The organism is Acrocarpospora phusangensis (assembly GCF_016862995.1).
GTDB classification, from domain to species: domain Bacteria; phylum Actinomycetota; class Actinomycetes; order Streptosporangiales; family Streptosporangiaceae; genus Acrocarpospora; species Acrocarpospora phusangensis.
This window is the reverse complement of sequence record NZ_BOOA01000055.1, coordinates 38,660-57,875: the sequence shown is the minus strand read 5'-3', so window position 1 is coordinate 57,875 and position 19,216 is coordinate 38,660. Positions and strand designations below refer to the sequence as shown.

The 19,216-nt window shown below is 68.9% G+C and carries 16 protein-coding genes; 11 read left to right on the top strand and 5 right to left on the bottom strand.

Translation table 11 applies throughout. The features are described from left to right. The first annotated feature begins 363 nt into the window (after positions 1-363). The 8 genes from speB to Aph01nite_RS28510 all read left to right on the top strand — a co-directional run bounded on the left by speB (position 364) and on the right by Aph01nite_RS28510 (position 11,484). Positions 364-1,359, top strand: coding sequence for an agmatinase (gene speB, locus Aph01nite_RS28545; RefSeq protein WP_204044101.1), 996 nt, complete (start codon positions 364-366; stop codon positions 1,357-1,359). Between the two features lie 143 nt (positions 1,360-1,502). Then, the gene (cobA, locus tag Aph01nite_RS28540; RefSeq protein ID WP_204044100.1) at positions 1,503-2,735 is read left to right on the top strand and encodes a uroporphyrinogen-III C-methyltransferase; all 1,233 of its coding nucleotides are present in this window, start codon (positions 1,503-1,505) and stop codon (positions 2,733-2,735) included. A gap of 575 nt (positions 2,736-3,310) precedes the next feature. Then, positions 3,311-5,317: a GTPase gene (locus tag Aph01nite_RS28535; protein WP_239162048.1), complete on the top strand. Its 2,007-nt coding sequence runs from the start codon at positions 3,311-3,313 to the stop codon at positions 5,315-5,317. After that, a complete protein-coding gene (locus Aph01nite_RS28530; protein WP_204044099.1) occupies positions 5,314-6,939 on the top strand; it encodes a GTPase in 1,626 nt (541 codons plus the stop codon). Before Aph01nite_RS28535 ends, Aph01nite_RS28530 begins: the two co-directional genes overlap by 4 nt. 180 nt (positions 6,940-7,119) lie before the next feature. Beyond that, complete coding sequence (locus tag Aph01nite_RS28525; protein WP_204044098.1) at positions 7,120-7,773, top strand: single-stranded DNA-binding protein; 654 nt, start codon at positions 7,120-7,122, stop codon at positions 7,771-7,773. A gap of 322 nt (positions 7,774-8,095) precedes the next feature. Then, entirely contained in the window at positions 8,096-9,409 is a 1,314-nt protein-coding gene (locus tag Aph01nite_RS28520; RefSeq protein ID WP_239162047.1) for a GGDEF domain-containing protein, read from the top strand. Positions 9,410-9,419: 10 nt separating this feature from the next. Continuing rightward, positions 9,420-11,084 carry an energy-dependent translational throttle protein EttA gene (gene ettA / locus Aph01nite_RS28515; RefSeq protein WP_204044097.1) on the top strand — a complete coding sequence of 555 codons (1,665 nt, stop codon included), beginning with the start codon at positions 9,420-9,422 and terminating at the stop codon, positions 11,082-11,084. A 1-nt stretch (position 11,085) separates the two neighbouring features. Next, on the top strand, positions 11,086-11,484 hold the full coding sequence (locus tag Aph01nite_RS28510; RefSeq protein ID WP_239162046.1) for an acyl-CoA thioesterase: 399 nt from the start codon (positions 11,086-11,088) through the stop codon (positions 11,482-11,484). Here Aph01nite_RS28510 and Aph01nite_RS28505 read toward each other — a convergent pair. The 4 genes from Aph01nite_RS28505 to Aph01nite_RS28490 all read right to left on the bottom strand — a co-directional run bounded on the left by Aph01nite_RS28505 (position 11,474) and on the right by Aph01nite_RS28490 (position 15,301). After that, positions 11,474-12,979, bottom strand: coding sequence for a glycoside hydrolase family 13 protein (locus Aph01nite_RS28505; protein WP_204044096.1), 1,506 nt, complete (start codon positions 12,977-12,979; stop codon positions 11,474-11,476). The two genes, Aph01nite_RS28510 and Aph01nite_RS28505, sit on opposite strands and share 11 nt — an antisense overlap. A gap of 30 nt (positions 12,980-13,009) precedes the next feature. Next, the gene (locus tag Aph01nite_RS28500) at positions 13,010-13,387 is read right to left on the bottom strand and encodes a globin (protein ID WP_204044095.1); all 378 of its coding nucleotides are present in this window, start codon (positions 13,385-13,387) and stop codon (positions 13,010-13,012) included. A 104-nt stretch (positions 13,388-13,491) separates the two neighbouring features. Further along, a complete protein-coding gene (locus Aph01nite_RS28495; protein ID WP_239162045.1) occupies positions 13,492-14,541 on the bottom strand; it encodes a mechanosensitive ion channel family protein in 1,050 nt (349 codons plus the stop codon). A gap of 499 nt (positions 14,542-15,040) precedes the next feature. Continuing rightward, positions 15,041-15,301 (bottom strand): hypothetical protein, encoded by a 261-nt coding sequence (locus Aph01nite_RS28490; protein ID WP_204044094.1) that lies wholly within the window; start codon positions 15,299-15,301, stop codon positions 15,041-15,043. 326 nt (positions 15,302-15,627) lie between these two features. Here Aph01nite_RS28490 and Aph01nite_RS28485 point away from each other — a divergent pair, with 326 nt between their 5' ends. Both Aph01nite_RS28485 and Aph01nite_RS28480 read left to right on the top strand, forming a co-directional pair. Beyond that, positions 15,628-17,199 (top strand): tetratricopeptide repeat protein, encoded by a 1,572-nt coding sequence (locus Aph01nite_RS28485; protein ID WP_204044093.1) that lies wholly within the window; start codon positions 15,628-15,630, stop codon positions 17,197-17,199. Then, positions 17,196-17,699 carry a GNAT family N-acetyltransferase gene (locus Aph01nite_RS28480; RefSeq protein WP_204044092.1) on the top strand — a complete coding sequence of 168 codons (504 nt, stop codon included), beginning with the start codon at positions 17,196-17,198 and terminating at the stop codon, positions 17,697-17,699. Before Aph01nite_RS28485 ends, Aph01nite_RS28480 begins: the two co-directional genes overlap by 4 nt. Positions 17,700-17,763: 64 nt before the next feature. Here Aph01nite_RS28480 and Aph01nite_RS28475 read toward each other — a convergent pair whose 3' ends face one another. Then, positions 17,764-18,201, bottom strand: coding sequence for an NUDIX hydrolase (locus Aph01nite_RS28475; RefSeq protein WP_275419304.1), 438 nt, complete (start codon positions 18,199-18,201; stop codon positions 17,764-17,766). Between the two features lie 145 nt (positions 18,202-18,346). On the opposite strand from Aph01nite_RS28475, the gene purU reads away from it, so the two are divergent. Then, positions 18,347-19,195: a formyltetrahydrofolate deformylase gene (gene purU, locus Aph01nite_RS28470; protein ID WP_204044090.1), complete on the top strand. Its 849-nt coding sequence runs from the start codon at positions 18,347-18,349 to the stop codon at positions 19,193-19,195. Positions 19,196-19,216: the final 21 nt, after the last annotated feature.

Here is a 19,216-nt window from a genome sequence, read left to right as displayed (position 1 = left end):
CCGCCAGAACATCCGGGGGCGTTCGACGAGATGACCATCGCCTGGCAGACCGGGAATTCTCGACGTGGCAATCACCTCGCCAACAGGCCAATGCGGGACTTCGACGAGACAGGGATCGGCCGCCCGCCCCTCGGCCGCCCTGCCCGTAGACCTCTGGAGCTTTCGATATCCCATGCCCAGAAAGTCGCGCCTCGCGGTACCTCGCCGGACAAACGGCGGGATGCCGCCCCGGTCGAACTGGTGACTGGGCCCTGCGCGTCGTAGGCCGAACGCGAAGTCGGTGCCGCCCCCTGTCAGACTGGTGACTGACCGATACCACTGGGACTTGGGGTAGAAGATGGAGGTATGGCTAGGTATGGGCCCATGTTCGGGCCAGATATCACGTTCCTCGGTGTCGAGCGTTGCGATCTGACCGACGAGAGCACCTTCGCCGACGCCGACGTCGTGATCGTCGGAGCGCCCTTCGACGGAGGCACCAGCAACCGCCCCGGCGCCCGCTTCGGACCACAGGCCCTGCGCCAGGCGTGCTATCTCGCCCACGACGGCTCCCGCCCGAGCATGGCTCTCCGAGTCGACGGCCTCAAAGATCTCAAAGTCCTCGACGCCGGCGACGTCGAATGCTACTCGGGCGACATCGAGAACTCGATCAAGGACATCGAGGCCGCCGTCTACACGATCGCCAAATCCGGCGCCATCCCCATCATCCTCGGCGGCGATCACACCATCGCCCTCCCCGACGCCCGAGGCGTCGCCCGCCACCACGGCTTCGGCCGAGTCTCCATGATCCACTTCGACGCCCACGCCGACACCGGCGAGATCGAGTTCGGCCACCTGTACGGCCACGGCCAGCCCATGCGCCGCCTGATCGAATCCGGCGCCATCCGCGGCGACCGCTTCCTCCAGCTCGGCCTGCGAGGCTACTGGCCAGGCCCGAAGATCCTCAGCTGGATGGCCCAGCAGAACATGCGCTCCTACGAAATGACGGAAATCGTCGCCCGAGGCCTCCCCGAATGCCTCACCGAGGCGTTCACCATCGCCCTCGACGACTGCGACGGAATCTTCCTCTCGGTCGACATCGACGTCTGCGACCCGGGCCACGCCCCCGGCACCGGCACACCCGAGCCCGGCGGCCTCACCGCCCGTGAACTCCTCGACGCGGTCCGCCGCATCTGTTACGAATTGCCGGTCCTCGGCGTCGAGGTCGTCGAGGTCGCCCCGCCGTACGATCATGCTGACATCACCGCCTTCCTCGGCAACCGGGTCGTGCTCGAAGCGCTGTCCGCCATCGCCCGCCGGAGAGAGGTCGCCGCGGGAGGCGAACCCTGGAACCCCAGGAAGCCCCTGCTCGAAGGACGTTGAGGCACGTAGCGCGCCGTAGTCCCGGCCCGAAGGGCGCTGAAGCCCTTGTTTGACGGGCGATAAGGCCCATCTCGTGAGTGGCGTCACAGGTCAGGAGGTAGGTTTACCTCTTAAACAGACTGGTGTTGACCCAATGGGGAGAGATGGCGCCCTATCTGCTCGGACTGCAGCTCGACGGACGGCGGGTGCTTGTCGTCGGAGGCGGCCGCGTCGCCCAGCGCCGGGTGCCCGCCCTCCTGGACGCGGGTGCGTCGATCACCCTGGTCTCGCCGAGCGTCACCCCGGCCCTGGACGACCTGATCGCCGACGGCCGCGTGATCTGGGAGCGCCGGCGATACCAGCCCGGCGACTGCGACGGAGCCTGGCTGGTCCACGCCTGCACCAGCAACCGTGAGGCCAACACGGCCATCGCCGCCGAAGCCGACGCCAAACGCATCTGGTGCGTACGCGCCGACGACAAGGACGCCTCCGCCGCCTGGACCCCGGCGAGCGGCCGGGTCGACGAGGTCGGCATCGCCGTCACCGCGGGCGGCGACCCCCGCCGCGCCGCCGGAATCCGCGACGCCGTGGTGAGCGCCCTCCGGGACGGTACGGTCGACGCCCGCCGCCACCGCACCAAACCGGTCGGCGTGGCCCTGGTCGGCGGCGGGCCCGGCGACCCCGGCCTGATCTCGGTCCGCGGCCGCCAACTCCTCGCCCAGGCCGACGTGGTCGTGGCCGACCGGCTCGCCCCGCGCAGCCTGCTCGACGAACTCCCGCCCGACGTCGAACTCATCGACGCCGCGAAAGTGCCGTACGGGCGGTTCCTGTCCCAGGAACGCATCAACGAACTGCTCGTCGAACACGCCAAGGCCGGGCGTTTCGTGGTCCGCCTCAAGGGCGGCGACCCGTTCGTGTTCGGGCGCGGTGGCGAAGAGATGATCGCGTGCGCGCAGGCGGACATCCCGGTGACCGTGGTGCCCGGCATCACGAGCGCGGTGGCGGTCCCGGCCGCGGCGGGGGTTCCGGTCACCCATCGCGGGGTGAGCCAGGACTTCCACGTGGTCTCCGTCCACGTGCCGCCGGGGCATCCGGATTCGACGGTGGACTGGATGGGATTGGCGCGATCCCAGGGAACCCTGATACTTCTGATGGCGGTTGAACGTATCGCTGAGATCGCCGAAAGGCTGCAAGGTGACGGACGTTCGCCGGAAACTCCCGTAATGGTGGTACAGGACGGTACTCTTCCCACCCAGCGCGCAGTAATCGCCACCTTGTCCACTGTGGCGGAGCGAGTGACCGCCGCCGGGCTTCGGCCCCCGGCGATCGTGATCGTCGGGGACGTCGTCGGAGTCGGCCAGGAGATTGAGATGGTGCGAGCGGAGCGGGTTCCGTGAAGTCGGCCGCCAACGTGCCCGGACACGAGCATGCTTCCGGTGACGCACCGGGTGACCCAGCGAGCGGCGCCTCGGGAGAAATCGTGAATGACCAGGTCGACGAGGGTCCTGGTGAGCAGACGGCGTCGTTCCGCGCCATCAGGCCCGACGACCCGCCACCGGACTCCACTCCGGAACCAGTGATCAACTCTGCTGCCGTCACGGCCGCCAAGGCGAAGGTCCTCCCGGCCCAGGAAGGGTCGGCGGGCAGGAAATCGGAGAGCGCCTGGGCCCACCTGTCGGTCAGTTCGACCCCAGCGGAGGAGCCGGACCCCGAACCAGGAGCCCCCTCCGCCTCGGAGTCCGACGCGGAGCCTGGTGCGGCGGAATCCGACAAAACTCCTGCGGAGTCGGAATTCGGTGAATCCGACGAACCGCGGAGTTATTTCACCCCGCCCTCCAGAACCAAGGCGCCACGCGATTCCGCGAGCGATTCTCCGCCTCGCGACGCGTTCACGCCGATCGCCAGGGCGAACAGTCCTAAACGTGAGCCGGACTCTTCTATCGAAACGGCGAGCACCAAGGAGGACAATTCCGTGTCCTCGCCCGCCACACATCCGCCGAAGGCCGGCAGCGGCCCCAAGAGCGACGGCCTCACGGACCGTCCGGATGATCTTTCGGACTCCGCGGATGACGCAACCCTGGACGACATCGCAGACCAGGTCGCCGACTCCGCCGACCCTGAGCCTTTCGCGGCCGATTCTCCCGAACCAGAGAAGCCCGAAAGCCGCTCCGTAGGCCATTTCGCCGCCAGCGGCTCCACCGACGATACCCGGTGGAATATCCCCCGTGACGCGGCGGGGTCGCCGCAGGCGAGTGGAACGTTCACGGAACCCGTCCGCGAGTTCACGGAACCCGTCCATGAGGAGAAGCTGCCCACGACGGTCTCGGCCGCGTTGACGTCCGCGCTGAACCAGCTCAGGGAAGCCGTCACCGGCCTGCATTTCGGACTCGACGTGCCCGGCGCCGACGAAGCGCGCAAGGCACAGGCCGCCGTCCTGACGCAGTTGGACGACTACGTGATCCCGCGCGTGCACATGAGCACCGCCCCCGCGTTGATCGTGGTCGCGGGCAGCACCGGCGCGGGCAAGTCCACCCTGGTCAACACGCTCGCGGCGCAGCAGGTCAGCGCCACCGGGGTCCGCCGCCCGACCACCGGTACGCCCGTCCTGGCCTGTCATCCCGACGACCGCGACTGGTTCGTCAAGGGCGACCTGCTCGCCGGCCTGACCAGGCTGGACAAGCCGGGCGAGGGCGCGGGCGTGGACAGCATCGTGATCGCCCCCACCGAACGGCTGCCCCAGGGCGTCGCCCTGCTCGACACCCCCGACATCGACTCGGTCGTCGAGGAACACCACCAGATCGCGCACCGCATGCTCGACGCCGCCGACCTTTGGGTGTTCGTCACCACCGCCGCCCGGTACGCCGACGCCCCCTCCTGGGGCCTGCTCCGCCTGGCCAAGGAGCGCAACGCCCGCCTGGTGATCATCCTGTCCCGGGTCCCCGTCAAGTCCCGCGACGTGATCGTGAAGCACTTCGTCCGCATGCTCGACGAGTACGGCCTGGGCGAAGTCGAACGCTTCGTCGTCAACGAGACCGCGGTCACCAACGGCCGCCTCCCCGACGACCAGGTCACCGAGCTGCGCATGTGGCTGGCCGAACTGTCCGTGGACGACCAGCGGCGCACCCAGGCCATCCAGATGACCCTGAACGGCGTGCTCAACAGCTTCCGCAACCGTGTCCCGGCACTCGCCCGCCACCTGGAGACCCAGGTGGCGCTCCGCGCGGACCTGCGCTCCGACGTGGACTCCGCGTACATGAGCGCGCTGGCCGAGATCGACGAGGCGACCAGGAACGGCTCGCTGCTGCGCGGCGAGGTGCTGGCCCGGTGGCAGGACTTCGCCGGATCCGGTGATCTCATGCGCACGTTACAGCTGCGCCGCGCCTCCAAGTCGGGCCAGCACGGCCCGGAACGGCTACGCGCGCTCAAGGGTGCCCTGCACACCGGCCTCGAATCGGTGATCACCTCGGCCGCCCAGCGCGCCGCCGAGGAGGTCGTCACCCGCTGGCGGCAGCGGGCCGGGGCCGGCGACAAGCTGGCCGCCATCCCCGGTCTCGGCCGCCCGACCGAGGAGGCGGTGCGCCGGACCGCCCGGATGGTCACCTCGTGGCAGGACCACGTGACCGAGCTGATCAGGACCGAGGGCGTCACCAAACGTTCGGTGGCCAAGCTGGTCTCCTTCGATGTGCAGTCGTTGTCGTTGATCTTCACGGTGGGTCTGCTCGGATACGGGACCACCGACGTGTCGGTCGGCTCCGGCAACAGCGCCCTGCCGCAGCGGCTGCTGCGCGGGCTGCTCGGCGCCGAGTCGCTGCGCAGCATCAGCGCCAAGGCGCGGAGCGACCTGCGGGCCAGGATCGGCCTGCTCTTCGACGACGAGACCCTGCGCTACGTGGACGCCCTGGACAGCGCCGGGATCCCGGACGAGGCCGCGGCAACCCGGCTGTACCAGGCCACCTACAACCTCGAGGTCGCCCGATGACAATCAGCGCCGAACCCCGGCACGGACTCGGCACCAGGCTCGCCGCCCTCGCCAAGGTGGTCGAGCTGGGCCAGGGACGGGTCGATCCGGAGCTGCTCGACGAGGCCACCCAGCTCCTGCTGCGAGCCGGCAACCGGCTCAAACTCTCGCCCGACCACACGGTGGTGGCGCTCGCCGGAGGCACCGGCAGCGGCAAGTCATCCCTGTTCAACTCGGTCTCCGGGCTCGAACTCTCGCCGACGGGGGTGCGCCGCCCGACCACGGCCCGCACGCACGCCTGCGTGTGGGGCCTGGAGGGCGCCGCGCCGCTGCTGGACTGGCTGCAGATCCAGTGGCGGCACCGGTTCGCCCGGGCCAGCGCGCTGGACAAGGGCGAAAGCCAGCTGCACGGCCTGATCCTGCTCGACCTGCCCGACCACGACTCCATCCGGGCGCTCACCGACAACGAGGCGGACCGGCTGATCACCGCCGCCGACCTGATCGTCTGGGTGCTCGACCCGCAGAAGTACGCCGACGCCGCCACCCACCGGCGCTACGTGGCCGAGCTGGCGGGACACGACGCGGTGACCGTCTTCGTGCTCAACCAGGCCGACCGGCTGACCCCGGAGGAGCAGGCCATCTGCGTGGCCGACCTGGAGGACCTGCTGGAGCGGGAGGGCGTGGCCAATCCGAAGGTGGTGGCCACCTCGGCGACGAACGGCAAGGGCATCGACAGCCTGAAGGCGGTGCTGGCCGAGTCGGTGAGCGCGCGCCGGGCCGGCTACCTCCGCCTGGAGGCCGACCTCGACAAGCTCATGCTCCGGGTGGCCAAGGACATGCCCGACGTGCTGCACGTCGAGCCCACTGTGGACGGGGCCCGCCGGGTGGGGCTCACCGACGCGCTCTGCGACGCCGTCGGCGCCCCCGCCGTGGGCGAGGCCATCGAGAACGTCTACGGCGTGCGCTCGATCGACTGGGTCGGCTGGCCGTACGCCCGGTGGGCGGGCAGGTTGCGGCCGGATCCGCTCAAGAGCCTGCGCCTCGGCGACGTCAAGGACGACATCCGCACCCTCGTCGGCGGCTCGGTCCGAGCCCAGCCCGCCGAGGTGGACAACGCCGTGCAGGCCCTCTCCGACGGGCTCAGCCAGGGCATGCCCGAGGTCTGGCAGGACGGCATCAGGGACGCGGCCAGGTCGCGTTCCGGTCAGCTGCCCAAGGTGCTGACCGACGAGCTGGGCGAGATCGCCCCGCCGCTGGACCGGGTGCCGGCCTGGTGGTGGCTGGCCAAGATCTGGCAGTACCTGCTGGTCCTGCTGTTCGTGGCCGGTCTCGGCGTGACCGGTGCGATCATCGCCTACGGCGGGTTCAAGACGGGACCGCCGCCCACGGAGCTGCTGGGTGACCTCGACGTGCTGCCCTGGGTGCTGCTCATGATGGTCAGCGTGCTCGGGGTCGGGCTGCTCTCCGCGGTGGCCAGCCGCAACTTCGTGGTGCTGGCGGCCGGGACCGAGCGGGACCGGCTGGAGCGGGACATGCGCCGCCGGGTCTCCGGCGTGGCGCAGGAGCTGGTGGTGGAGCCGGTGGAGCGCGAGCTGCAGCGCTACAACGATTATCACGAGGCATTGAATACCGCGAAGTACTAGGCCGCCGCTTGAAGGGCTGTGGATAACTCGGTTGTCCACAGCCCTTCACGCTGACCGGCGCTCGCCGTTCGTCCACAGTGCGGGCGTTATCCACAGAGCGGCGTTCGGCCGCTCGCCGCCAGGGTGGCCCGCGGGACGGTGAGTGCGAGTCCGGCGAGGGTCCGGACCGTGGAGGCACTCATGAGCGAGATCTACGTCACCCTGTCGGGGAATGTCACCGACGATCCCAAACAGTTCCACTTCGGTGACGGGTCCCGGGCGACCTCGATGCGGGTCGCGGTCAACCGCCGGTTCCTGGATCGCCAGACGCAGACCTGGCAGGACGGGGAGACCACCTACTACACCGTGCGCTGCTACCGGGCACTGGCCGATCATGTGGCCCAGTCGGTGCGGCGGGGCCATCCGGTGGTGGTGTCGGGCAAGCTGCGGGTGAAGCAGTTCGAGCGGGGCGGAGAGCAGCGCTTCTGGGTCGAGGTGGAGGCGGTCTCGGTCGGCCACGACCTCAAATGGGGGATCACCAGCTTCGAGCGTCCGGTGCGCGGTTCCTCGGGCCCGGTCGCCGCCCCTCGTGACCTCCGGGCTATGGAGGACGCCACCCGCGAATGGGAACTCGCCACGGTGGCGGTCCCGCCCAGCACGCTGCGCCTGCTGGAAGGCGGCGCGGGCCGGCCCGACGACGAGCAGGACAGCCTCGACGCCGTTTACGACAGCCATGCGGAAGGGTCGAACGACGAACACGGCGATGCCGCCGGTGTTGTCAGCGCCGCCGACGGTTCGAAGGACGACGGGAACGAGACTCCGTGGCCTGACAACGCGATGCCGCTGGCAGCTTGACGTGGGGAGGGGGCATCGGCCGTGCGCGGCCGGTGCCCTCGATCAGGGGACCGGAGATCGGCCGATGGCGACGATCCGCGTCGCTGCAAGAGCACCAGATCAGGTCCAGGTGACGCCCCGCACCATGGCTGCTCCTTTCCCACACGGCCCGCCCCCGCGAAGGAGCGGTTCCCCACCAACGGGCGGCCTGTGGCGAATCACCACAGAACAGCCCCCAGGCCATCAGAACGAATGGCCACGGTGCCCAAGGTAGCGGTTCCCATCGCACGCCGCACACTCCGCAACTATTGTGTTACACATCGTGAGACGCTGGAGTCAGCGTATGGATGCGTTGGGGGACGGGATGACGGCGCCCAGTCAGACCTCGGCCAAACCGCTCGGCGGCATGCCCGCACGCGGCGGCCGGTGGCCTCTGCTGGCGCAGCGGCGTCCGCTGGTGCTGTACCTGGTGGCGATCGTGGCGCTGGATCTGGCCGCGATCTGCTACTTCGCCGCGACCACCACGTTCGCGGTCGCCGACCTGGCCACGTTCCTGGCCCTGACGGCCTGTGGCGCGGTCTGCATCGAAGCGACCCGGCGGCTCGGCATGCCCGCCGGGGTGCACCGGGACCTGCTCTCCGCCTGGTGGCTGCCGGCCGCGCTGCTGCTGCCGCCGGTCTACGCGCTGGTGGCGCCGATCCCGCTGCAGATCCTGCTGCAGTTGCGGGTCCGGGCCACCGTCACCTACCGGCGGGTGTTCAGCGCGGCCGCGATCGGCCTGGCCGCCGGAGCCGCCTCGGTGGTCTTCCACGCCCGCGTGGCCGATCCGGGGGAGTTGGCGCACGGCACCGGCTGGCCGATTGTGACCGCGGTCGCCTGCGCGGCCCTGTTCACCGTGCTGAACACCGCGCTGATCGCCATCGCCGCCCACACCGCCGACCCCGACAGCCGCTGGCGGGACGTGCTGTGGGATCGCGAGAGCCTGCTGCTCGACGCGGTCGAGCTCTGCCTGGGCGTCTCGGTGGCCATCCTGTGCGGGCTCAACCTGGCCCTGCTGCTGCTCGCGCTGCCGCCCGTCATGCTGCTGCAGCGCAGCCTGCTCCACGCGCAGCTTCAGGCCGCCGCGCGGACCGACCCCAAGACGGGCCTGCTCAACGCCGCCGCCTGGCAGCGCGAGGCGGACACCGAGATCGTCAGGGCTCGCCGTACCGGGGAGATGCTGGCGTTGCTCATCGTCGACATCGATCACTTCAAGCGGGTCAACGACACCTATGGCCATCTGGTCGGTGATCAGGTTCTGATCGGGGTGGCGGCCACGTTGCGCAGTCAGCTGCGTGACTACGACGTGGTCGGGCGGTTCGGTGGTGAGGAGTTCGTGGTTCTCCTGCCCAGGGCCGACGTGGCCGAGGCGCGCCGGGTCGCCGAGCGGCTCAGGACCAGGGTCGGCCGGATGGCCGTGGCCGCCGACGACGCGATGATCACCGTGACCATTTCCGCCGGAGTCGCGATCATGAACATGCACGGGGACGATCTGATCGAGCTGCTCGCCGCCGCCGACCTGGCCCTCTACCGGGCCAAGGAACTCGGCCGAGACCGTATCTGCCTGCCCGCCACCCAGAATCCGCCGACGGACGGCACGTCCGCCGCGGCCCACTAAGCTTGAGCCCATGGCCGAGTACATCTACACGATGCGACGTGTGCGCAAAGCTGTCGGCGACAAGGTGATCCTTGACGACGTCACGCTCTCCTTCTTGCCCGGAGCGAAGATCGGCGTGCTCGGTCCGAACGGCACCGGCAAGTCCACCCTGCTCAAGATGATGGCGGGCATCGAGAACACCTCCAACGGCGAGGCCAAGCTGATGCCCGGCTTCACCGTCGGCATGCTCCAGCAGGAGCCGCCGCTCAACGAGGAGAAGACCGTCCTCGGCAATGTGGAGGAGGGCGTCGCCGAGACCAAGGCGCTGCTCGACCGCTACAACCAGATCGTCGAGCAGATGGCCACCGACTACTCGGACGAGCTCCTCGACGAGATGGGCAAGCTCCAGGACGAGATCGACCACCGCAACGCGTGGGAGCTCGACAGCCAGCTGGAGCAGGCCATGGACGCGCTCCGCTGCCCGCCCGCCGACTCCCCGGTCACCACCCTCTCCGGTGGCGAGCGCCGCCGGGTCGCTCTGTGCAAGCTGCTGCTGGAGCAGCCCGACCTGCTGCTGCTGGACGAGCCCACCAACCACCTCGACGCCGAGAGCGTGCAGTGGCTGGAGTCCCACCTGGAGAAGTACCCGGGGACCGTGCTGGCCGTCACCCACGACCGTTACTTCCTCGACAACGTGGCCGGCTGGATCCTGGAGCTCGACCGCGGCCGCTGCTACCCGTACGAGGGGAACTACTCCACCTACCTGGAGGCCAAGGCCGCCCGGTTGAAGGTGGAGGGCCAGAAGGACGCCAAGCGCAAGAAGCGCCTGGAGGACGAGCTCCAGTGGGTGCGCTCCAACGCCAAGGCCCGCCAGACCAAGAGCAAGGCCCGTCTCCAGCGGTATGAGGAGATGGCCGCCGAGGCGGACAAGTTCCGCAAGCTCGACTTCGACGAGATCCAGATCCCGCCGGGGCCCCGCCTGGGCACCACGGTCATCCGGTCCGAGAACCTCACCAAGGGCTTCGAGGACCGGCTGCTGATGGACAACCTCAGCTTCGACCTGCCGCGCAACGGCATCGTCGGTGTGATCGGCCCGAACGGCGTCGGCAAGACCACGCTGTTCCGCATGGTCACCGGCAGCGAGACGCCGGACAAGGGCTCGATCACCATCGGCGAGACCGTCAAGATCTCCTACGCGGACCAGACCCGCGCCGCGATCGACCCCGCCAAGAACGTCTGGGAGGTCGTCTCCGACGGGCTGGACTACATCAAGGTCGGCAACGTCGAGATGCCGTCCAGGGCCTACATCGCCGCGTTCGGCTTCAAGGGCCCGGACCAGCAGAAGAAGGCGGGCGTGCTGTCGGGCGGCGAGCGCAACCGGCTCAACCTGGCGCTGACCCTCAAGCAGGGCGGCAACGTGCTCCTGCTGGACGAGCCGACCAACGACCTCGACACCGAGACGCTCTCCTCGCTGGAGAACGCGCTGCTCGACTTCCCCGGCTGCGCGGTCATCACCTCGCACGACCGGTGGTTCCTGGACCGTATCGCCACCCACATCCTGGCCTGGGAAGAGGGTTCGAACTGGTTCTGGTTCGAGGGCAACTTCGCGGACTACGAGAAGAACAAGATCGAGCGGCTCGGCGCCGACGCGGCCCGGCCGCACCGGGTCACCTACCGCAAGTTGACGCGCGAGTAACGTGCGGCATGTCTTCTCCCGGCAGATCCGATTCGCCGACATCGATCAGCTGGGGCACGTCAACAACGTGCGGTTCTTCGACTACCTGGAGGACGCGCGGCTGGCCATGCTCTACCTGGAACCGATCCGGGCGGGCGGCCGGCCGCACCGCGGGCTGGTCGTGGCGCGGCACGAGATCGACTACCGGCGGGCGCTGACGTTCCGTCCCGAACCCGTACGGGTGGAGACCTGGGTGACCTCGGTCAGCCCGGTGCGCTTCACCCTGGCGTACGAGATTCGGGACGAGGACGTGGTCTTCGTGGAGGCGAGTTCGGTCATGGTGGCCTACGACGCGGCCGAGGGCAGGCCGCGGCGGCTCACCGAGGACGAGCGGGCCTACTTGGAGAAGTTCACCGGGTGAGCAGCCAGGTGGCCGTGTCCGGCGGGAGCATGTCGCCGTCGAGCGGGCCGCTGGAGATCAGGACCTGGTGGTGGGCGGGGAGTTCGGCCGCCTGTTCGCCGCAGTTGACCGCGCAGATGAGGCTTCCCCGGCTGAAGTAGAGCGTGTCGGGCGGGCTGTCGAGCCAGGAGATGGTGCCGGGAAGCGTGCCGCGCATGGCCTTCCTGGTGGCCAGGGCGCGCCGGTAGAAGGACAGCGCCGAGGCCGGGTCGCCCGCCTGCCGTTCGGCTGTGAGGTCCGCCCAGGCGTCCGGCTGGGGGAGCCAGCTGCCGCCCGACCCGAAACCGTACGGCGGGGCCGTACCGGACCAGGGGAGGGGGACGCGGCAGCCGTCGCGGCCGGGGATCTCGCCGTTGGAGCGGAAGAAGATGGGGTCCTGGCGCGCTTCTGGGGGAATGTCCTTGACCTCCGGAAGGCCGAGTTCCTCCCCCTGATAGAGGTACGCCGATCCCGGGAGCGCCAGCATCGCCAGCAGGGCGGCGTGCGCGCGAGCGGGCCCGGCGGCCGGATTGAGGGAGCCCTCGCCGTAACGGGTGACGTGGCGGACCACGTCGTGGTTGGAGAGCACCCAGGTGGGCGCGGGGACGGCGGCCAGCGTGTCGTCGATCACCTTGCGGAAGGCGGTGGCCGACCAGGGGGCTTCCAGCCAGGCGAAGTTGAAGCTCTGGTGGAGCTCGTCGGGGCGTACATAGCGGGCTAAGTCGTCGGCGGAGTCGGTCCAGACCTCGCCTACGGCGGCGCGGTCGCCGGGGTAGGAGTCGAGGACCTTGCGCCACTCGCGGTAGACCTCGTGGACCTCCGGGCGGCTCCAGATGGGGGAGGCGGCGCTGAAGCCCGGCTGGGTGTCGGGCAGGCCGTCGGCCTTGTAGAGGCCCATCGCGACGTCGATGCGGAAGCCGTCCACGCCGCGGTCCAGCCAGAAGCGCAGGATGTCCAGGAACTCCTCGTGGACCTCGCGGTTGTGCCAGTTGAAGTCCGGCTGTTCCGGCGCGAACAGGTGCAGGTACCACTGCCCGTCGGGCAGCTGCGTCCAGGCCGGGCCGCCGAAGACGGACAGCCAGTTGTTGGGCCGGTCCCGGAACATGTAGCGGTCCCTGCCGATGCCCTTCAGCGCCTCCTGGAACCACGGATGGGCGCTCGAACTGTGGTTGGGCACGATGTCGACCAGGATTCGGAGACCGGTCTCGTGCGCCGCGCTGACGAGCGCGTCGAACTCGGCCAGGTCGCCGAAGAGCGGGTCGACGTCGCGGTAGTCGGCCACGTCGTAGCCGCCGTCCGCCATGGGGGACCGGTAGAAGGGCGTCAGCCAGATCGCGTCCACCCCCAGCTCCGCCAGGTACGGCAGGCGGGACCGCACCCCCGCCAGATCACCCACTCCGTCACCCGAGGCGTCGGCGAAGCTGCGTACGTAGATCTCATAGACGACGGCGTCATGCCACCAGGGGATTTGGTCCATGTGTCACTGGCTGCCCCGCGATGACGGCGTCTAAGCGTTTATCAGGCTGTGCGCGGCGTACACGAGGTACTGCCAGAGCTTCTGGTGCTGCTCCTCAGGGAGTTCCAGGCTCTCGACGGCGTCGCCCATGTGCTTGAGCCACGCGTCCCGCTCCGCCTCGCCTATCACGAATGGCGCGTGCCGCATACGCAGCCGGGGGTGGCCGCGCTCCTGACTGTACGTGTTCGGGCCGCCCCAGTACTGGATCAGGAAGAGCCGCAGCCGCTCCTCGGCTCCGGTGAGGTCCTCTTCCGGGTAGAGCGGACGTAGCAGGGGATCCTCGGCCACACCCTCGTAGAACCGGTGGACGAGGCGCTTGAAGGCGTCCTCGCCGCCGATGAGGTCGTAAAAACTCTCCTCGCTGGTCACAGGTTCAGCCTAAGACAGCTACTCACCAGTCAAGGCGCGGGTCCCGGGGGACAATTCTCATCCCGCGTTGTTCCCCGCCGGAGGAAGATTCCTCCGGCAGTGGGTCAGGCGGCGAAGACGAGCCCGTTCTCGTCGAAGGCGCGCTTGATGCGGCGGCGCACCTCGCGGGCGGCGGTGGCGCGCTCGCCGGGCACCGTCTTCACGCTCACCCGGAAGATCACGGCGGAGTCGGAGATCTGCTCCATGCCGAAGACCTGCGGCTCCTCGACGATCAGGGTGTCCCGGAAGTCCGAGTCCTCCCACAGCTCCGTGGTGATCGTCTTCAGCAGCTCCTGTACCCGGATCACGTCCGCGTCGTACGCCACGGGAACGTCGATCACCGCCCTCGACCAGCCCTGGGACTCGTTGCCGACGCGGGTGATGGTGCCGTTCCTGACGTACCAGACCTTGCCGTCGGCGTCGCGGAGGCGGGTGATGCGCAGGGTGACCGCTTCGACGGTGCCCACGGCGACGCCGGTGTCGATCACGTCGCCGACGCCGTACTGGTCCTCGACCAGCATGAACATGCCGGCGATGAAGTCCTTGACCAGCTCCTGCGCGCCGAAGCCGACGGCCACGCCGAGCACGCCCACGCTGGTGAGTAAGGGGGCGATCGGGATGCCGAGCTTGGTGGCGATGGTCAGGAACGCGGTGCCGAGGATGACCACGGAGGCGATGCTGCGCAGCACGGAGCCGAGGGTGTCGCCGCGCTGCCTGCGCCGTTCGCTCAGGATGGCGGAGGTGGCGTCCTCGGGAGTGGCGGTCCGGCGCAGCCGGTCCGGCAGCACGCCCTCGCCGGCCCGCAGCGTGATCCGGGTGATCAGCCGGTGCGCGATCTTCCTGACCACCATGGCCGCGACCAGGATCAGCACCACGATCAGGATCACGTCCGCCACCCCGGCGGCCAGCTGGATCCACGCCGGGTAGGCGCCCCGCATCGGGAGCAGGGCGTTCAGCAGTTGGCAGATCATGCCGTCGCCCTGCGAGCACGCTTCGACCAGGTGCTGGCCGGCCTCTTTCAGATCGATGAGCGGGGACGGGCTGGGGGATGGGGTGGGCGTCACGCTGGGCGTGATGCTCGGTGTCGGGCTCGGGCTCGGGGAGAGCAGGAACACGAGGTGGATCCCCCTCGGATCAGTTCATTCGGCAAAAATGGTCAACGCTGGTCGACCAACACCCTATTGCCGAGCGAACCGGCCTCCGTCACATTACGCCGGGGAGACGTGAGGGCCCTGACCCGGGCCGCGGAGGGCGGGACAGGACCTTCCTGTGACGACTGGCAGGGCTGGGACATGCACCCGGAAGCAGATCCAAGCCGTTCTCCGGGAGGGGGATCCCCCCGATGGCCGTCCAGCCCGGTCTCCCGTGCCGAACGGCATTCAGCCGGGTACGGCTCCGCGCCGGAGCCGTACCCGAGCCGCGTGAGCCCGAAGGCCCACGAAATTCACGTACCAGTACCGATCACATTCGCTGGTTTCGGGACCGGCGGAATGCCACAACGCTCCAGGGAACGTTCCGCACCGGGCATTCCGCCGGTCCCGTCGAGCCGCGGTGGCCGCGATATGCCGAGGTGACTGCGCTTCACCTGGTTCATCGCGGGTGCGATCATTTCGGTTATTCGCCCACCGCGGCGAGTACGCGTGCGACCTTCGTCGCGGCGCCGGCCGGATCATCCGCCCGGTGCATCCGCTCCCCCCAGGACCACCAGTAGTCCGCCGCCCTGCAGACGACGTTCTCGGTGAGACTGGTCGCATTCGGGTTGATCACGCGGACGAAGGCACGGCCGGTCTGACTGTGCACCACTCGCGCATGAAACCCCCGAGTGCCGAGCTCCGAAGCGAGGCGCTCCAGATGCCCGAAATCGTCCTCCCCCACCGTTCGTCCTCCTTCTCAGGCTCTTTTGGTGATTTGCGATTCTGCGTTTCGGTGCTGGTTGGCCCAAGATGACTTACTGGGCCGCACCGGTCAACGAAGCGGAACGGCAGCTCTGGATGCGGTTACCACCAAGTGGGTTGAAAGAAACAGCCCGGGGGTGGACGATCCTTAATCAGCACGTTCGACAGCGGTACCGGGCCGGGCAAACCTGGTCCATCATTTTGTCTGGGCGCAGTGCGACCTCAGGGTTACGCTGAGTCAGCAGATGTGGACCGGTCAGGGACATGTGGGCGGCGCGTACGGCCGGCCACGAGAGAGGGGCCGGTATGTCCGGCAGGCAACACAAGGAGACGGAGACCGCGAGGCGGGTCCGGGCGCGAGGCCTGGCCGCCGGACGGAGCCTGGCGAGCATCGCCGAAGAGATCTTCGAAACATGCTCGCCGCTGTTCGGCACCACCCGGATCAAATCCCACCGGCTTTCGAACGGCATCGCGCTCGCCGACGTGATCGAGCAGGTGCGCGCCCTCTTCGAGCGGGACGGGAAGGCGATCCCGGGGATCGGGGAAACGCTGCTGTCCGCGTACGAGTCCGGACTGAAACGCCCCGGGCCCGAATACCTCCACTACCTGTGTTGCGTCTACCGGGTCGAGCCGGTCGCCTTGGGCTACGACGGTCCGTGCATCTGCGGTCATGGGCACCGCATGCCGGGCGTCGTCCGCGGCGGCGACCTGCAGGACGGAAGATCCGACACATCCCCCGTCTCGCGTGAGCTGCTGATCCTCTCGGACGGCGGCGACCCCTCAACGGGCGGGGGCGAGGAGGACGAGAACGTGCTACGGAGGACGCTGTTGAAGCTCCTCGCCGGCACCTCGGTGAGCCTGGACGGCCAGGTCCTGGGTGCGGTTGAGAACATCAGGCGGCGGATGGACGACACCATGGTGTCGGCGACCGTCTCGCCCGCCATGCTCGATCAGTGGGAGGAGTCCACGATCGGCTTCGGCCGCCAATATATGAACACCCCGCCGCTGCGGCTGCTCTGCGACGTGCTGCTGGAATTCGCGGCGGTGCGCAAGGCGATGGAACGGCGCCAGCCGGTCGATCTGCAGGAGCGGCTCTGCCGGATGGCGGCGCAGCTCTCCGGGCTGTGCGGCATGATCATGATCGACCTGGGCGACCACCGGCTCGCGCGCTCCTTCTTCCGCACCGGCAGGACCGCGGCGGACGAGACGGGCGACCGCGCGCTGCGCGCCTGGGTGGTGGCCCGCGAGGCGCTCGTGCCGCTGTACTACGGCGACCCGCGCGAGGCCCTCACCCTGGCCAAGAAGAGCCGCGACATGGCCGGTCAGACGCCCTGCGCGGCGAAGACCATGGCCCCGGTCGTGGAGGCCAGGGCGCTGGCCATGCTGGCCGGCAGCAACGGCCAGAAGAAGGACGTGGTCGACCAGGCCAAGCGGGCGCTGTCCCGGGCCCGCACCGCGTTCTCCCAGATGGTCCCCTCCGAGCAGGAGGACACCGCGTTCGGCTACACCGAGCGCCAACTCTACTTCTACCAGGGCGACGTGCTGGTACGGCTCGGCGAGACGCTTGAGGCGGACGTCGTCCTGGAGCAGGCCCTGGGGCAGTACGAGGGCGAGCCGCTGGACCAGACGCTCATCCGGCTCGACCTGGCCCAGTGCCGCCTGATCGAGGGCGACCCCGAGGAAGCCGTGCAGCTGGCCACCAGGGCGCTGGAGATGATCGAGAAGATCCACCGCACCGAACTGGTGATCGCCCGCGTGAACGAGCTGATCAACGGCGTGACGACCAAGCACGGGGACGTCAAGGGCCTGGACCGGCTCAGGGACGTCGCCCTGGACCGGGCCCAGCTCGACCTCGGCGATCTGGTGGGGGGTTTATGAGCTTCCCGTTACGGGTGCGGCGCTATCGCTGGTCCGATCTGGACGCGGTCTGGGCGCTGCACCAGATCAGCCTTGCCCAAGTCGGGCTGGCTCCCGGCGACGGCGTCTACTACGACGACGACTTCCCCCGGATCACCGAGGTGTATCTGGCCGACCGGGGCGAGTTCCTGGTCGGCGAGGTGCCCGGCGGCCGGATCGTGGCCATGGGCGGACTGCGCCGCCTGGACGACGAGACGGCGGAGATGTGCCGCCTGCGCGTGCACCCGGAGCACCAGCGCCGCGGGTACGGCGCGCAGATCCTCGAACTCCTCGAACAGCGCGCCCGCGAGCTGGGCTACAGCCTGCTGCGGGGGGACACCACCCTCCAGCAGGGCGCCGCGATCGAGCTCTACCGCAAGTACGGCTGGCGCGAACTGAGCCGCGAGGTCCGCGGAGACAGCGTCGTCCTTTATGGCGAAAAATCGCTAATTCCTGTGAATTCTGGTCAATTCACCAGGTAAATGATGTCCGGTGGAATGAAAGTTTCCGAGGTCTGCCGGTAACCGGGCGGGGTCCTGAAGCGTCTCAGAGTAAGTGGTCGAGAATCGTGAGCAGGTTCGGCGGCTCGACCGGCTCGGGGAGCGCGGCCAGCTCCGCCCGGGAATGCCAGGCGTGCCCCCGATAGGTGCCGTGCTCCTCCGGGGTGAGCTCCGCCGAGGCGACGTCGGGCGTGCCGTCGTACCGGGCCAGGAAGAACGGCTCGGTCTTGATGTAGTGCACGCCCAGCCAGTGGTAGTCCCGTTCGACGGGAATCCACTGGTCAAGGACGTTGTCGCCGGGTAGCCCCGTCTCTTCGGCGAGTTCCCGGCGGGCCGCTTCCAAGGGTGTCTCGCCGGGTTCGATGCCGCCGCCGGGCGGTTCCCAGAACACGACATCGCTCACGTGATCATGCCAGCGCAGCAGGAGCACACGGCCCTGACCGTCCACGCAGAGAACCCGGGCCGCGGGTCGGGAGTCAGCCACGTCCGCCAATCCTGCCATCTGGCGCATGGCCGCGGGCGCGCGGGGGACAAAGGGACGGCGAAGTGCCTCGCTGTCGCATTCGGGCCGGGAAATCACCGGAGCGCTATCATCTTTGCCGATGGACACGCGCCACTAAGGAATCCGGATGACTGCCGAATATGTGCTGACCCTGTCGTGCCCCGACCGGCCCGGGGTGGTCGCGGCCGTCTCCGGATTGCTCGCCGGGCGAGGGTGCAACATCACCGAGAGCCAGCAGTTCGGCGATCCCGCTGAGGACCGTTTCTTCATGCGCGTGCAGTTCACCGGCGAGGCGCCGATGGACGATCTGAACGCCGCCTTCGCCGCGCTCGCCACCGAATTCCGGATGGAGCTACAACTTTTCGACCGGGCGGTGAAGCCCCGGGTGCTGGTGCTGGTCAGCAAGTTCGATCACTGCCTGAACGACCTGCTCTACCGGGTGCGCTCCCGGCTGCTCGACATCGAGATCGTCGCGGTCGCGTCCAACCATCCGGACCTTCGGCCGCTCACCCAGTCGTACGGGATCGACTACCACCACCTGCCGGTGACGCCGGAGACGAAGGCCAGGCAGGAGGCCGAGATCCTCACCCTGGTCGATCACTACCGGGCGGATCTGGTGGTGCTGGCGCGGTACATGCAGGTGCTGTCCGAGGATCTGTGCGCCAAGCTGTCCGGGCGAGTGATCAACATTCATCACTCGTTCCTGCCGTCGTTCAAGGGGGCCAAGCCGTACCACCAGGCGCATGCCCGGGGGGTCAAGCTGATCGGGGCCACGGCGCACTACGTCACGGCCGACCTGGACGAGGGGCCGATCATCGAGCAGGAGGTGGCGCGGGTGAACCACACGCACTCGGCGGCCGACCTGGTCGCCATCGGGAAGGACCTCGAGTGCCAGGCGCTGGCCCGCGCGGTGCGCTGGCACGCGGAGCACCGGATCCTTCTGGACGGGCACAAGACCGTCATCTTCCCGCGCTAGCCGGACCCTGGCGCCCGGCAG